Here is a 13,968-nt window from a genome sequence, read left to right as displayed (position 1 = left end):
CCGGTGAGGGCACGGCATCCACGAGGCGTCGAGAAGGTCAGGAGGTGACGATGTCGTAGGCGAAGAACTGCGAGTTCAGGCCGTTGACAGGGTATCCGGTGACGTCGCTGGATGCGACGACGATCTGCGGGTACAGGTACAGCCAGACGCTCGCGGCGTCCTCGGCGATCTGCTCGTTGACCTTCTTCAGCAGCTCGGTCTGCTCGTCGGTCGTCGCGGCCTGCTCGGCCTCGGCGACCCACTGCTGGACGTCCGCGCTGTCGTAGCCCCAGTAGAAGTCGGGGTTGCCGTACCAGACCACGTCGCGGTCGTTCACGTGCTCCTGGAGCGTCGCCTCGAAGTCCTGCTCCTGGTAGACCTTCGTGTACCACTCGTCGGCGCTGATCGTGTTGATGTTCACCGTGATGCCGACCTCGGCGAGCTGCGACTGCAGGAACTCGGCGACGGCCGGGTGCGGGTCGTAGCTCGGGGTGTCGAGGGTGAAGGCGAAGCCGTCCGGGTAGCCGGCCTCGGCCAGCTGCTGCTTCGCGAGGTCGACGTCGTAGGGGTTCACGTCCGTGAGGTCCTCGTACCAGGGGTCGGTCGGCGGGACCATCGAGCCGATGAGCGTGCCGTAGTCGCCCCAGATCGCGCTCAGCAGCTTCTGGGTGTCGATCGCCGAGTAGACCGCCTTGCGCACGAGCGCGTCGTCGAAGGGCGCGATGCGGTCGTTGAAGGCGAGCAGCTCCTTGGTCGTGGAGGTGCCGTTCGAGATGACGTAGTCGTCGCCGGTGAACTGCTCGAGGGCGTCCGGACTCTGCACGCTCGTGATGAGGTCGATCTCACCGGTGAGCAGAGCGTTGTTCTCCGCGGTCGCGTCGGTGAAGTAGGTGTAGACGACCTCGGCGTTCTTCGCGGCCTCGCCCCAGTAGTCGTCCCACCGGTCGAGGGTCAGCGTGCTGCCCTTCTTCCACTCGTCGAGAGTGTAAGGGCCGGTGCCGTCCTCGCTGGTGGTGAGGTCGGTGGCGTCCGCGTTCACGATCCACACGTAGCTGAGGTTGTAGAGGAAGGAGATGGAGCGCTGCGACAGCGTGAAGACGACCGTGGCGTCGTCCGGCGTCTCGATGCTCGAGATCACCGCGAAGGCGGACTTGCGAGCCGACTGCGAGTCCTCGGCGGTGACGGCCTCGATGCTCGCCTTCACGTCGGCGGAGGTCAGCTCCTTGCCGGAGTGGAAGGCGACGCCGTCCTTCAGCGTGATCGTGTAGGTCAGGCCGTCTTCGCTCACCTCGGAGCTCTCGGCGAGCAGCGGCTCGACCTCGCCGTCGTCGGTGAGCTTGTAGAGCCCCTCGTAGACGTTCCCGGTCAGCGCCTCGGTGACGCCCTGGCCGCCGCCGGCGACGTTGGAGAGGTTGACGGGCTCGTAGAGGGAGCCGATGTAGACCGTGGCGTCCGCGCTGTCGGCGGCGCTGTCGCCGCCGGGCGAGGAGCATCCGGCGAGAACGAGCGCCGAGGCGAGGAGGGTCGCGCCGAGCGCGAGGGGTTTCTTCACAGGGGTCTCCTGGTGTTTCGGGTGCGGGTGGGATGCTGTGCTCAGGCGGTGTAGATGTCGAAGCCGCCGGTGAAGACGACGTTCTTCTCTCCGGCCCTGATGGCTTCGGCGAACCGGTTCTGCGCGGGCGGCAGCGGGCAGTTGTACTGCGCGGAGAAGCCGCAGGGCGGCACGAAGGCGCGGTTGAAGTCGAGGACCACGGTGCCGGGGGTTCCGAAGGCGCTGTCGTCGTCGCGGCGGACGAAGAGGAAGCGTCCGGAGCCGTAGGTCTCGGAGCCGTTGGTGGCGTCGCCGAAGACCAGCAGCAGCTCGCCGCCGTCGTCGAAGGCGGCGAGGCGGTGCTCGACGCCGTTCAGCGTGAAGGCGATGTCGCCGGGCACGACGAGCTCGCGCGTCCCGCCGTTGTCGCGGATGTGCTCGAACGGCACGGTGCGGGAGGCGTCCACGGGGGCGAACTGCGCCTCGACGACCCAGGCGGGGTCGTACTCGTAGGCGTCGATGCGGTCGAAGGCGCGGATCGCGGGAGCATCCGCGTCCCAGACGCGCAGGCCGTACTCGGCGGCGCCGGTGGCGATGTCGGTGCGCTCGATCGGCGTCACGGCGACGCCCGCCGCAGCCTTCGCCTGCTCCGCGTCGACGTCCGGGCGCTCCCGGCCGGTCCAGCGGGTCTCGACGAGGGCGAGGTTGCCGGTGGGCGCGGTGACGGAGGTGCGGCGCGCGGCGCGCCAGGCGGCGTGGTCTTCGGATGCAGGCATGACTGCTCAATCGTAGGAGGGGTGGGGATGACGCGGAAACCGGGCGTCACGCGGTGCAACACCTCTCCGCCTGGGCGAATTCCTTCGCGCGTCGTCTCAGTCGTCTGCGGGATGCCTGGTGCGGCGGGTGTCCCCTGTGGCCGCCTCGGGGCGCGAGGGGTGCCCCCTGTGGCCGCCTCGGGGCGCGGGAGGCGGCCACAGGAGACACCTCCCGCACGCGTAGAAGGAGGGAGTGGAGGAGGGCGGGGATAGAGGGGGAAAGTTGAGCGAACTTGTGTCAAGTTTGTTTTGACAGCGGAGCGCGGGGGGAGTATAGTTGAGCCATCGCGGCTCAGGTTTGCTGACCGTATCCAGGCTTCGCAAGGAACAAGGAGAAACACATGGCACGTGCTGTTGGAATCGACCTCGGTACGACGAACTCCGTCGTCAGCGTCCTCGAGGGTGGCGAGCCGAAGGTCATCGCCAACGCCGAGGGCTTCCGCACCACCCCCTCGGTGGTCGCGTTCACGAAGGACGGCGAGGTGCTCGTCGGCGAGACCGCCAAGCGCCAGGCCGTCACGAACGTCGACCGCACCGTGGCATCCGTCAAGCGCCACATCGGCACCGGCTGGACGTTCGACGTCGACGGGAAGAAGTGGACGCCGCAGGAGATCTCCGCGCGCATCCTCCAGAAGCTCAAGCGCGATGCCGAGTCGTACCTGGGAGACACGGTCACGGATGCCGTCATCACCGTGCCCGCGTACTTCAACGACGCCGAGCGCCAGGCCACCAAGGAGGCCGGTGAGATCGCGGGCCTGAACGTCCTGCGCATCATCAACGAGCCCACCGCCGCGGCCCTCGCCTACGGTCTCGACAAGGGCAAGGAGGACGAGCTCATCCTCGTCTTCGACCTCGGCGGCGGAACGTTCGACGTCTCCCTCCTCGAGGTGGGCAAGGACGACGACTTCTCCACCATCCAGGTGCGCGCGACCGCCGGCGACAACCGCCTCGGCGGCGACGACTGGGACCAGCGCCTCGTCGACCACCTGATCGCGCAGTTCAAGGCGACCAGCGGCGTCGATGTCTCCGGCGACAAGATCGCCCTGCAGCGCCTCAAGGAGGCCGCCGAGCAGGCGAAGAAGGAGCTGTCCTCCTCGACGTCGACGAGCGTCAACCTGCCGTACCTGTCGCTGACGGAGTCCGGTCCGGTGTCGCTGTCCGAGACGATCACCCGCGCGAAGTTCGAGGACCTCACCAAGGACCTCCTCGACCGCACGAAGAAGCCCTTCGACGACGTCATCCGTGAGGCCGGCGTCAAGGTCGCCGACATCGACCACATCGTGCTCGTCGGCGGATCGACCCGTATGCCGGCGGTCGCCGAGCTCGTCAAGCGCGAGACCGGCAAGGACGCCAACAAGGGCGTGAACCCGGATGAGGTCGTCGCCGTCGGCGCTGCCCTCCAGGCCGGCGTCCTCAAGGGCGAGCGCAAGGACGTCCTCCTCATCGACGTGACCCCGCTGTCACTGGGCATCGAGACCAAGGGCGGCCGGATGACCAAGCTCATCGACCGCAACACCGCGATCCCGACCAAGCGCAGCGAGACCTTCACCACGGCCGATGACAACCAGCCGTCCGTCGCGATCCAGGTCTTCCAGGGCGAGCGCGAGTTCACCCGCGACAACAAGCCGCTGGGCACCTTCGAGCTCACCGGCATCGCGCCCGCGCCGCGGGGCATCCCGCAGATCGAGGTCACCTTCGACATCGACGCGAACGGCATCGTGCACGTGTCCGCCAAGGACAAGGGCACCGGCAAGGAGCAGTCGATGACGATCACGGGCGGCTCCTCGCTGTCCAAGGACGACATCGAGCGCATGGTGCGCGAGGCAGAGGAGAACGCCGCCGAGGACAAGCGCCGTGCCGAGGCGCTCGAGCAGCGCAACCAGGCCGAGACCCTGTCGTACTCGATCGAGAAGCTCATCAAGGAGAACGAGGACAAGCTCCCCGCCGACGTGAAGGACTCGGTCCAGGCCGATGTCGACGCTCTGAAGACGGCGCTCGCCGGCGAGGACGACGACGCGGTCAAGGCGGCGTTCGACAAGCTGAACGAGTCGCAGGGCAAGCTCGGCGAGGCGATCTACGCGCAGTCGCAGGCTGACGCCGCGGCCGGTGAGCAGGCGCAGGATGCCCCGGCGGACGCCTCCTCCGAGGAGGACGTCGTCGACGCCGAGGTCATCGACGAGGATGAAGAGAAGAAGTAACCATGACGGACAAGAACTTCGACGACGTTCCTGACGAGGGTCAGGGAGCAGCCGGAGTTCCGGAGGGGTCGGATGCTCAGGCATCCGGCCCTCAGCCGGATTCCGGGACGGATGCCAACCCCGACTCCGCCGAGGCCGCAGCGGCCGAGGGCGGGGACGACGACCTCACGGTCGACGACATCCTGAACGCGACCCAGACCGAGGACGCGGCGAACTCCGATGCGGCGATCGCCGACGCGGAGTCCGCACTGCTGAACGACCTCAAGCGCCTGCAGGCCGAGTACGCCAACTACCGTCGTCGCACGGAGGAGCAGCGTCACATCGAGATCGCGCGCGCCAAGGGCGAGGCGGCCAAGGGCCTCATCCCCGTGCTGGACGACCTCGACCGTGCGGCCCAGCACGGCGATCTCGTGGAGGGCACGCCCTTCGCCGTGATCGCCGAGAAGGTGCGCTCTGTCGTCGAGAGGCTGGGCGTCGTCTCGTACGGGCGGGCCGGCGAGGAGTTCGACCCGCAGAAGCACGAGGCGATCTTCCAGCAGCCGACCCCCGGCGCCTCGAGCACCACGATCCTGGAGGTCGTCGAGGTGGGCTACCGCCTGGACGACATCGAACTGCGCCCCGCGAAGGTCGTCGTCGCCGTCCCGGCGGAATAGGAGACCGATGGCAAGCCAGGACTGGTTCGACAAGGACTTCTACAAGACGCTGGGCGTCTCCAAGGACGTCAGCGATGCGGATCTGAAGAAGACGTATCGCAAGCTCGCGCGCACCTATCACCCGGACTCCAATCAGGGGGATGCCGCCGCCGAGGCGAGGTTCAAGGAGATCAGCGAGGCGTACGCCGTGCTCTCCGACGCCGAGCAGCGCAAGGAGTACGACGAGATCAGGGCCATGGGCTCCGGGGCGCGCTTCACCGCCGGCGGCGGGGGAGCGGGCGGCTTCGAGGACGTCTTCAGCCGGTTCGGGCAGCGCGGTCAGTCGACCGCGGACTTCGAGGACATCTTCGCGATGTTCAACCAGGGGCAGGGCGGATCGTTCGGCTCCGGCCGGTTCGGTCAGACGAGCGGCGGGTTCCGCGGCTTCGGCGGACCCCAGCGCGGCGCGGACGTCACCGCCCGTACGACGATCGACTTCACCACCGCGGTGCAGGGTGAGACCATCACCCTGCAGGGCGAGGACGGCAAGCCGTTCAAGGTGAAGATCCCGGCCGGTGTCGCGGACGGGCAGAAGATCCGCCTGCGCGGCCGCGGCCGTCCGTCGCCGGACGGCGGGGAGAGCGGCGACATCGTCGTGAGCATCACCGTGCGTCCGCATCCGGTGTTCACCCGTGACGGGCTGAACCTGCGGGTCACCGTGCCGGTGACGTTCACGGAGGCTGCGCTCGGCGCGACGATCGAGGTGCCGACGCTCGGTGGCGACGTCGTGAAGCTGCGCGTGGCGCCTGGCACGCCCTCCGGCCGCGTGCTGCGTGTCAAGGGACGAGGCGTCGCGAGCTCGAAGGGGACCGGCGATCTGCTCGCCGAGCTCCAGGTGGCCGTGCCCTCGCACCTCGACGACGCCGCCCGCGAGGCTCTGCTGGCGTTCCAGGCTGCGGAGCCCAAGGAGAATCCGCGCGCGGATCTCATCGCGAAGGCGCGTGGCTGATGAGCGTTTCGACTCGGTCGCTCCGCGTCCTCGCTCAACGAGCGGTCGGGAGGCGCGCCTTGGTCGAGTCGTGGGCGCGCATCCTGTCCCGCTCGTTGAGCGAGTCGTGGGTGCGCATCCTGTCCCGCTCGTTGAGCGAGCCGCAGGCGAGTCGAAACGCATGACGGCATGAAGGGCGGAGAGACATGACCCCGGACGACGAGGACGCCCCGGTCTTCGCGATCGCGGTCGCCGCCGAGCTCGCGGGGATGCACCCGCAGACCCTGCGGCAGTACGACCGGATCGGTCTCGTCGTGCCCGGCCGCACCCGCGGGGGGTCACGGCGCTACTCGGCGCGCGACGTGGAGCAGCTGCGGGAGGTGGCGCGTCTCTCCGGGGAGGGCATGAGCCTTCCGGCGATCGCGCGCCTGCTCGACCTCGAGGACGAGGTGCGGATGCTGCGCCGTCGCATCCTCGACCTGGAGGGCGCGCTCCGTGCCGAGCGGCAGAGCCGCCCAGGCGTTCGGGTGTTCGCCGCCGGAACGACGGGCTCGATCGTCACGGTCCCGGCCGGCCGCCGGATCCGCCGGTCCACAGAGGTCGTGCTCTGGCAGCCGATGCGGCACGACGAGCAGCCCGACTGATCCCGTCGGGCCGGCGAGTCCCGATCGGCCGAGTCTGTCCCGATCAGCGAAGCGGTCAGCGGGAATCCGCCCGCATATCGGGACAAGCGCCGCGGAACGGGACGCCTGAGGCCGGGGGCGGTAAGGTTCGTCACGATGGAGATCACGCGCCGCACTCTGCTGATCGGCGCCGGGGCGGGCGCCCTCGGCATCCTGCTCGCGTCCTGCACGCCGGAGCCGCAGCCGTCGCCCACGTCGTCCCGCTCGCCGTCGCCGCGTCCCACCGGCCCTGTCCCCGCGCCGGTCTCCGCCGTCCGCAGCGCCTGGGCGAGCGATCCGTTCTCCTACGGATCCGTCAGCTTCACGAGGATCGGCGTCCCGCAGAGCACGCGTGAGACCCTGGCGGAGCCGGTCGGCTCCCGGCTCTTCCTCGCCGGCGAGGCCACGGATGTCGACGCTCCCGGCACGATGCGCGGTGCGATCCGATCGGGCGAGGACGTCGCCGCCCGGGTGCGCCTCGAGATGTCCGAGGGGGAGCGGATCGCCGTGGTCGGCGCAGGGCTGGCCGGTGCCGTCGCTGCCGCGGCCCTCGTGGATGCCGGCGCCGACGTCACCGTCTTCGAGGCGCGTGATCGGATCGGCGGACGGGTCCACTCCCGGATGGACGACGACTGGCCCGTGCCCATCCAGCTGGGCGGCTGGCTGACCGGGACGGATGGCGAGGCGGATCTCCCCGACGCCGTCGATCTGGGGCCTGCGCTGTGGCGTTCGGCGGATGCCGAAGAGGCCCCCGTCGCCAACGCGCCTCTCGAGACGGCGATCGCTGCGGCGCAGGCGCTGCCCACCGATGTCTCGCTCGCCGAGGCGCTCGCGGATTCCGGTGCGGACGTCGACGACCCGTCGCTCGTCGCGCTGCTGGCCTACCTCGCGGCGACCTCCGGCGCCGATGCCGAACTGCTCTCGGCCTGGTATCCGCCTGCGCTGCCCGTTTCGGCGCCCCGTGGCGTCGTGGGCGACCTCGGCGCCTTCGTGCAGGAGATCCTCGGCGAGGTGCAGGTGACCCTGTCCTCGCCCGTGACGCGGGTCGCATACGACGACGCGGGGGTGAGCCTGCGACTGGGGACGGGTGAGTCGGCGTCCTTCGACCGCGTCGTGCTCACCGTCCCCCTCGGCGTCCTCCAGCAGAACGCCATCGAGTTCTCCCCCGCACTGCCGTTCCCGCAGCGCGGCGCGATCTCCGCCCTCGGGATGGGGCATGTCGAGACGATCTGGCTGCGGTACGAGGAGCCGTTCTGGCAGACGGACGCCGCGCTCTGGCACGTCGTCGGAGGCGAGGCGCCCATCCGCAGCTGGGTCAACCTGCTCCCCGCCACCGGTGCGAACGTGCTGGTCGGCCTCATCGGGGCGGATGCCGCGGAGGACTTCGCGGCGCTCGACGATGAGGCGGCGCTGGCTCTCGCGCTCAGCTCCCTCGAGGTGTTCCTGCCTTCCGCCGCGACGGGCTGATCCGGCTGATCACCGCGAGCACGGCTGCGACGAGCGCGAAGATCGCCAGCGCCGCGCCGCTCGTCACCAGGAACTCGCCGATCCCGCTCACCTGCCGGGGGTCGAGGAAGTAGTACGGGTACCAGCCGATCAGCGGTCCGCGCCACATCGTCACACCGCCCCAGACGAGGGGGAAGGCCAGGGATGCCGGGACGATCCACCAGGGCACCGCGCGATGCCCCGGCGTGAGCGTCCAGGCGATCGCCGTGAAGGCGGGCAGCCAGAAGTGCAGCACCTGATCAGACCACGGCACGTCCACGCGGATGCCGCGGAGCCCCGCCTGCCACACGATGAGGGCGAAGGCGAGCCCCGCCGTCGTCGTCCAGGTCAGGACGAGCGCGAGGGCGACGCTGAACCAGCGGGGATCGGCCGCCCGCCGGAAGGCCAGGACCGTCCCGATCAGGAGCAGCACGACGAGGGCGCAGTTGGACTCGACGGTCAGGTATGCGAAGAAGTTCTCCCCGGCGATGGTCTGCGAGCTCAGCCCCCAGAGCAGGCGATGGACGAGCGCGGACAGGCACACGGCGGCGGTGGCGAGGCGAAGCAGACCGAAGGTCGTCCGTGCCGTCACCGTTCCGTCGACTCCCCTCCTGCGGGCCGCATCCCACCCGGCGAGTCTACGGAAGTGCCCTGAGTTCGGGCGTGCGCTGTGTCGGTCGTGATCCAGGGCATCAGCGGGCCGACGGCGATCGTCGGAATCCGCAGGCTGAACGAGACGATCAGCACGGTGAGGATGGTGAGCGGGATAGACGGAGGGAGGGCTGCGCTGAGATTCATCCTTGACATCGATTTCATCCTAGGTCCATACTCGGTTTTGGTTAACCGTTTACGGACAACGGTGAACGGCGGAGGTCAATGTGGACAAGCTCGGACTCGCGGGAAACGTGCTCGCCGCGCAACAGCACGGGTTGGGCGACCAAGTGGTCGCACAGCTGCGTGTGCTGATCATCACCGGGAAGATTCCCGCGGGGGCGCATCTGGTGGAATCGCAGCTCTCGGCGAATTTCCAAGTGAGCCGGGGGCCTATCCGCGATGCGCTCGCGCAGCTCGAGGCCGAGGGGCTCGTCGAGAGCCGTCGGCGCGGCGTGTTCGTGCGCGGATTGACCACGCGTGACATCGAAGAGCTCTACGCCGTGCGCGAGGCCGTCGAGCTGATGGCGCTGCGCGTCGCCGCGACCGCTCCGGAGTCGGCATGGGACCTCGCTCGCGACCCGCTTGTCCGGATGCATGCTGCTGCAGAGTCCGGAGACCATCTCGGCTTCGCACATGCGGACATGGCGTTCCACGACACGTTCTACGAGATCGGCGGCTACCGCCGTCTTCGCCAGGTCTGGGGCCAGTACTCGCCCACTTTCGAAGTTCTTCTCGAACTCACCACCGCGGAGGACGTGGACCTCGGTCCCTCGTACCAATCCCACCTCGAGATCCACGATCAGATGCGCGCTGGGCAACTCGACAAGGCCCTCGTTACCCTGCAGGAACACCTCCTTGGGTCGCGGTCCCGCCTGCTCACCGCCGTTGCGCGCATGTCCCAACAGAGCGACCTGGAGGGAGGCCGATAATGCGGCCGATCATCTACAGTGCGGTGACCACCGCGTTCCACCCAGACGGCGCGCTCGACATCGCATCCACCGTGCGCGTTTTCCAGCACGCGCTGAATGGCGGGGTGGATGCCGTCTTCGTGAACGGCACCACGGGGGAGTTCGCTGCTCTCACGCCTTCGGAACGCAGGCAATTGCTCGCCGAGGCCGTGGCTGTGGCCGGCGCGGATCGGGTCGTCGCCCATGTGGGCGCGGCCTCCCCATGGGAGACGGCGCGACTCACGGCGGACGCGGCCTCGCTCGGGATCTCGAAGCTGTCCATCCTGACGCCGTTCTATATGCCCGCCAGCGTCGACGGTGTGCGGGCTCAGGTGCGGTCGGCGCAGGACGCCGCTCCGGGAAGCGAGTTCTTCCTCTACCTGTTTCCGGACCGGACCGGCGTGCATCTGCCCGCGGTGGATGCCGTGCGCATCATCGAGGAGTTCGATCTGGCGGGCGCGAAGATCTCGATCGCCGGTACAGATTATCTCGCCGAGCTCGCCTTCGCCGCACCGGGTCGTGTCATCCTGTCGGGCAACGACGGTCTCCTGAGAGAGGTGCTCGCAGCAGGCGGGGCCGGAATCGTCTCCGGGGTCTCCTCATCCACGCCAGCGCCTTTCGTCGCCCTGGCCGATGCGATCCAACGAGACGATCAGGAAGCGATAGGACGGGCTTCGGCCCAGGTCGATGCGGTCGTTCCCATCCTCGGGACGAGCATCGCGGGGCTGAAGCTCTCGCAGCTCGAGCAGGGGCTGATTCGATCGTCAGGCTGTCGCATGGCGATCGACCCTGTCGACGCTCAGCATCGCGAGCAGATCCGGAAGGTTCTGGCGCTGCTCTCCCCGGATACACCCGTCAACGCCACCTGAGTCGAGGAGAAGAAGATGGCCATCGTTGTCCATCCAGAGGTCGTGGAGCCCACCAGCGCCGACCGCGGGTCGGGGTCGGGCCGGGGGGTGACGCCCCGACGTCGCGGGCGCGGTGTCGGGGACCGCTCGCCGATCGGCCTCTCCTGGGGCTTGATCCTGCCGTCGATCGTGATCGTGGCTATCGTCTCGATCTTCCCGATCGTGTATGCGGTGAACCTCAGCATGCACGACACCTCCTACATGAACGTGGGGGATGTGAACGGCTTCGCCCACTTCCTGCGGATCTTCACCTCACCCGAGGGGCTGGGACAGATCGCGCGTTCATGCATCTACGTCATCGGCTCCCTCGTGATCGCCGTCCCACTCAGCCTCGGGCTGGCGAACCTCCTCAATCAGCAAGTTCACGGACGCCGCATCTTCCGGGTGATGATCCTCATGCCCTGGGTGGTGTCGCAGACGGTCGCGGCATTGCTGTGGAAGTGGCTCGTGAACCCGGACTACGGTGCGCTCGGCCTAGGAGACCTGCCGTTCGGTCGGGTGGACTTCCTCGCCAACCCGGTCCTGGCGATGATCCTGCTCATCGTCGTCAACGTGTGGATCAGCTATCCTCTGGCGACGATCCTCTGCCTGGCCTCTCTGCAGACCATCCCGGAAGAGCTCAAGGAAGCGGCGGAGGTGGATGGCGCGGGTCCGTTCCGGCGGTTCACCCAGGTGACATTGCCGTTGATGAAGCCGACGCTGTTCGTCGTCGCCATCCAGCTCACTCTCCTTTACTTCAACATGGTGACCCTCGTCTACACCCTCACCGGCGGTGGTCCGTTGGACGGCACCAACCTCCTTTCGCTGGCGGCGTTCAAGCAGAGCTTCGAATTCTTCAACCTGGGCCTGGGAGCCGCGTACAGCGTGGTGCTGTTCGCCTTCAACATCCTGTTCGGCGCCGCGTACATCCGTCTGCTGAGGAGCGAGCGCAATGACTGACACCTATGCCGTCACCGTCCCCGGCACACCCCGGAAGGGGCACAGTCGTCGGCGGACGAACCCGCTGATCTATGTCGCGCTCGTCGCGGCATCCGCCTTCGCGATCATCCCGATCCTCTGGGGGCTGAGCACCTCGTTCAAGTCGGAGAGCGCAACGCTCTCCGACCAGGGGTGGATTCCGGCGGCGTTCACGCTGGAGAACTACCGACTCGTCCTTTTCGAATCGAAGGTGCCCCTATACCTCGGAAACACCCTTCTCGTCGCCGGGCTCACCGTCGTCGCCACGATCGTCGTCGCGATCTTCGGGGCGTACGCCGCAGCGCGCTTCCGGTTCCGTGGGAAGACGACGAGCCTCCTGCTCATCCTCGTGACGAGCATGATTCCCGGCATCGCGATCCTCGTCCCGCTCTACTTCCTCGCCGTGAACCTCGGGCTCTACGACACCTATGCCGTCATGATCGTCATCTACACGGCATGGCAGATCCCCACCGTGATCTGGATGCTGAAGGGCTTCTTCGAGTCCATCCCGGACTCGATCGAGGAGGCGGGCCGGGTGGATGGCGCCTCGCACTTTCGCGTGATGGTCCAGCTGATCTTCCCCTTGGCGGTGCCCGGGATCGCGGCGGCGGCGGTGATCTCGTTCGTCTACGTCTGGAACGACTTCCTCATCGCCTCCACGATGATCTCCTCCGACGACAAGCGGCTCGTCGCCGTCGGGCTCTACAACTACCTCTCGCAGTACGGCATTGTCTGGGGTCAGCTGACCGCCGCCGTCGTGGTATCGATCATCCCCCTCGTCCTCGTCTTCATTCTCATGGAGCGTCGCATCGTCGCCGGCCTTTCCGCTGGCGCCACCAAAGGCTGACTGCGGTCGGCTCTTCCCCAAGAAAGGTTTTCCCGATGAGTAGAAGCACCTTCCGCAGCGCAGCGGCTGTTGCGCTCGCCTCCGCACTCGCCCTCTCCGCCGTCGCCTGCTCGTCCAGCACGCCGAACGCCGGGGCAGACGATCCGCTCGAGCTGTGGATCTTCCTGGACCCCAGCAGTGCAGACGACCCGCGTGGCGCCGCGCTGAAGGAGATCGTCTCCGATTACAACGCCCAGACGGACGGCCCGGAAGTCACGGTCCGCTCGATCAACTACGCGAAGATCGACGCCGAGGTCATCAAAGCCACCGCGAGCGGACAGGGCCCGGACCTGCTGAACGTCTACTCGAATCAGCTGCCGATGCATGTGGCGGCCGGGACGGTCCAGCCGATCACCGAGTTCGCTGAGCCCGCGATCGAAGCCCTCGGCGACGACTTCCTCTTCCCTGTCGACGGCGTGACCTTCGATGGCGAGATCATGGCGATGCCCTGGGAGATCCGCGCCTGGCTCCTCTGGTACCGCGAAGACCTGCTGAACGATGCCGGCCTCGAGGTTCCGACGACTCTCGACGAGATCGGCCAGACTGCGGCGGCGCTGCAGAAGACCGGGGTCACCGGACTCGGGGTGGGATTCTCGAACGCCGGGCTCGGAGCGGACTTCGTGGAGAAGTTCATCCCCTTCACGTGGAACAATGGCGGCGAGATCCTCGACGGGGACGAGGCTGTCTTCGCGGACGCGGCCGGCGCGGCGAGCATGCAGACCTTCATCGATTGGAAGGACGCGGGTGCTTTCGGCGAAGAGGTCCTCAGCATGGGTGCCGACGAGGTCGTCAACGGCGTCAAGGCCGGGACGATCGCAATGGCGATCGAGGGGTCCTACCGTGTGGCCGCCGCCCGCTCCGGCGACGGCATCGGAGACAACCTGAAGACTGCGCCGCTGCCGTCTGATGACCCGTCGAAGCCGATGCAGACCCCGATCGCCGGGCAGACGATGACCATCGGAGCGAACGCCTCCAACCCGCAGGCGGCCTGGGACTTCATCGAGTTCTACACCTCAGCGGCCTCACAGGAGAAGTTCGCCGCCGCGGGCGTGCTCCCTGTGCTTTCCAGCGTCTATGAATCGGATGCCGTGCAGGCGCTGCCCAACGCAGACGAGTTGAGCTCCTGGCTTGACTATGTGCGTGAATACGGGCGTCCCAATCCCGTTTCGGAGAACTTCTCCGAGTTGTCCGACAGTCTCGTCACCGGCGCCCAGGAGATCGTCTTCCAGGACGGCGACGCGGCGACGATCCTCCAGCGTGTGGCGGATGACTACAACGCCAAGTGACCGGCTCGGACCCGCTCTGTTCTCGCAGCCCACTCCCAGA

At 67.8% G+C, this 13,968-nt stretch carries 13 protein-coding genes; 10 read left to right on the top strand and 3 right to left on the bottom strand.

The genetic code is table 11. From position 1 onward, the window contains the following. Positions 1-37: 37 nt before the first annotated feature. On the bottom strand, positions 38-1,531 hold the full coding sequence (locus ACYVGQ_RS02765) for an ABC transporter substrate-binding protein (RefSeq protein ID WP_460782984.1): 1,494 nt from the start codon (positions 1,529-1,531) through the stop codon (positions 38-40). A 41-nt stretch (positions 1,532-1,572) separates the two neighbouring features. Next, on the bottom strand, positions 1,573-2,286 hold the full coding sequence (locus tag ACYVGQ_RS02760) for a DUF1684 domain-containing protein (protein WP_460782983.1): 714 nt from the start codon (positions 2,284-2,286) through the stop codon (positions 1,573-1,575). Between the two features lie 380 nt (positions 2,287-2,666). On the opposite strand from ACYVGQ_RS02760, the gene dnaK reads away from it, so the two are divergent. The 5 genes from dnaK to ACYVGQ_RS02735 all read left to right on the top strand — a co-directional run bounded on the left by dnaK (position 2,667) and on the right by ACYVGQ_RS02735 (position 8,272). Then, a complete protein-coding gene (dnaK, locus tag ACYVGQ_RS02755) occupies positions 2,667-4,523 on the top strand; it encodes a molecular chaperone DnaK (protein ID WP_460782982.1) in 1,857 nt (618 codons plus the stop codon). 2 nt (positions 4,524-4,525) lie between these two features. Then, positions 4,526-5,176: a nucleotide exchange factor GrpE gene (locus ACYVGQ_RS02750; protein ID WP_460782981.1), complete on the top strand. Its 651-nt coding sequence runs from the start codon at positions 4,526-4,528 to the stop codon at positions 5,174-5,176. A gap of 7 nt (positions 5,177-5,183) precedes the next feature. After that, the gene (locus ACYVGQ_RS02745) at positions 5,184-6,164 is read left to right on the top strand and encodes a DnaJ C-terminal domain-containing protein (protein WP_460782980.1); all 981 of its coding nucleotides are present in this window, start codon (positions 5,184-5,186) and stop codon (positions 6,162-6,164) included. Positions 6,165-6,349: 185 nt separating this feature from the next. Beyond that, positions 6,350-6,787 carry a heat shock protein transcriptional repressor HspR gene (locus tag ACYVGQ_RS02740; RefSeq protein ID WP_460782979.1) on the top strand — a complete coding sequence of 146 codons (438 nt, stop codon included), beginning with the start codon at positions 6,350-6,352 and terminating at the stop codon, positions 6,785-6,787. Between the two features lie 135 nt (positions 6,788-6,922). Further along, the gene (locus ACYVGQ_RS02735; protein ID WP_460782978.1) at positions 6,923-8,272 is read left to right on the top strand and encodes a flavin monoamine oxidase family protein; all 1,350 of its coding nucleotides are present in this window, start codon (positions 6,923-6,925) and stop codon (positions 8,270-8,272) included. Here ACYVGQ_RS02735 and ACYVGQ_RS02730 read toward each other — a convergent pair. Beyond that, the gene (locus tag ACYVGQ_RS02730) at positions 8,229-8,882 is read right to left on the bottom strand and encodes a Pr6Pr family membrane protein (RefSeq protein ID WP_460782976.1); all 654 of its coding nucleotides are present in this window, start codon (positions 8,880-8,882) and stop codon (positions 8,229-8,231) included. The genes ACYVGQ_RS02735 and ACYVGQ_RS02730 overlap by 44 nt on opposite strands. A 286-nt stretch (positions 8,883-9,168) precedes the next feature. Between ACYVGQ_RS02730 and ACYVGQ_RS02725 the strand changes: the two genes are divergently transcribed. From ACYVGQ_RS02725 to ACYVGQ_RS02705, 5 genes are read left to right on the top strand one after another with little or no spacing between them, the layout of a single operon-like run. Then, a complete protein-coding gene (locus tag ACYVGQ_RS02725; RefSeq protein WP_460782975.1) occupies positions 9,169-9,873 on the top strand; it encodes a GntR family transcriptional regulator in 705 nt (234 codons plus the stop codon). A gap of 23 nt (positions 9,874-9,896) precedes the next feature. After that, positions 9,897-10,760, top strand: a complete 864-nt coding sequence (locus tag ACYVGQ_RS02720; protein WP_460782974.1) for a dihydrodipicolinate synthase family protein — start codon at positions 9,897-9,899, stop codon at positions 10,758-10,760. A 15-nt stretch (positions 10,761-10,775) separates the two neighbouring features. After that, positions 10,776-11,738: a carbohydrate ABC transporter permease gene (locus tag ACYVGQ_RS02715; RefSeq protein WP_460782973.1), complete on the top strand. Its 963-nt coding sequence runs from the start codon at positions 10,776-10,778 to the stop codon at positions 11,736-11,738. Beyond that, positions 11,731-12,603 carry a carbohydrate ABC transporter permease gene (locus tag ACYVGQ_RS02710; RefSeq protein ID WP_460782972.1) on the top strand — a complete coding sequence of 291 codons (873 nt, stop codon included), beginning with the start codon at positions 11,731-11,733 and terminating at the stop codon, positions 12,601-12,603. Before ACYVGQ_RS02715 ends, ACYVGQ_RS02710 begins: the two co-directional genes overlap by 8 nt. A 35-nt stretch (positions 12,604-12,638) precedes the next feature. Beyond that, positions 12,639-13,928 (top strand): ABC transporter substrate-binding protein, encoded by a 1,290-nt coding sequence (locus ACYVGQ_RS02705; protein WP_460782971.1) that lies wholly within the window; start codon positions 12,639-12,641, stop codon positions 13,926-13,928. The last annotated feature ends 40 nt before the right edge of the window (positions 13,929-13,968 follow it).

The sequence above is a fragment of the Microbacterium tumbae genome, from assembly GCF_054780175.1.
The sequence above is the reverse complement of the archived record's forward strand: the minus strand, read 5'-3'. Positions and strand labels throughout refer to the sequence as shown.

Bases quoted from the DNA above. Each gene is read 5' to 3' on its own strand.
- ACYVGQ_RS02760 (WP_460782983.1), bottom strand. From the start codon at position 2,286: ATGCCTGCATCCGAAGACCACGCCGCCTGGCGCGCCGCGCGCCGCACC.
- dnaK (WP_460782982.1), top strand. From the start codon at position 2,667: ATGGCACGTGCTGTTGGAATCGACCTCGGTACGACGAACTCCGTCGTC.
- ACYVGQ_RS02750 (WP_460782981.1), top strand. From the start codon at position 4,526: ATGACGGACAAGAACTTCGACGACGTTCCTGACGAGGGTCAGGGAGCA.
- ACYVGQ_RS02745 (WP_460782980.1), top strand. From the start codon at position 5,184: ATGGCAAGCCAGGACTGGTTCGACAAGGACTTCTACAAGACGCTGGGC.
- ACYVGQ_RS02740 (WP_460782979.1), top strand. From the start codon at position 6,350: ATGACCCCGGACGACGAGGACGCCCCGGTCTTCGCGATCGCGGTCGCC.
- ACYVGQ_RS02735 (WP_460782978.1), top strand. From the start codon at position 6,923: ATGGAGATCACGCGCCGCACTCTGCTGATCGGCGCCGGGGCGGGCGCC.
- ACYVGQ_RS02715 (WP_460782973.1), top strand. From the start codon at position 10,776: ATGGCCATCGTTGTCCATCCAGAGGTCGTGGAGCCCACCAGCGCCGAC.
- ACYVGQ_RS02710 (WP_460782972.1), top strand. From the start codon at position 11,731: ATGACTGACACCTATGCCGTCACCGTCCCCGGCACACCCCGGAAGGGG.
- ACYVGQ_RS02705 (WP_460782971.1), top strand. From the start codon at position 12,639: ATGAGTAGAAGCACCTTCCGCAGCGCAGCGGCTGTTGCGCTCGCCTCC.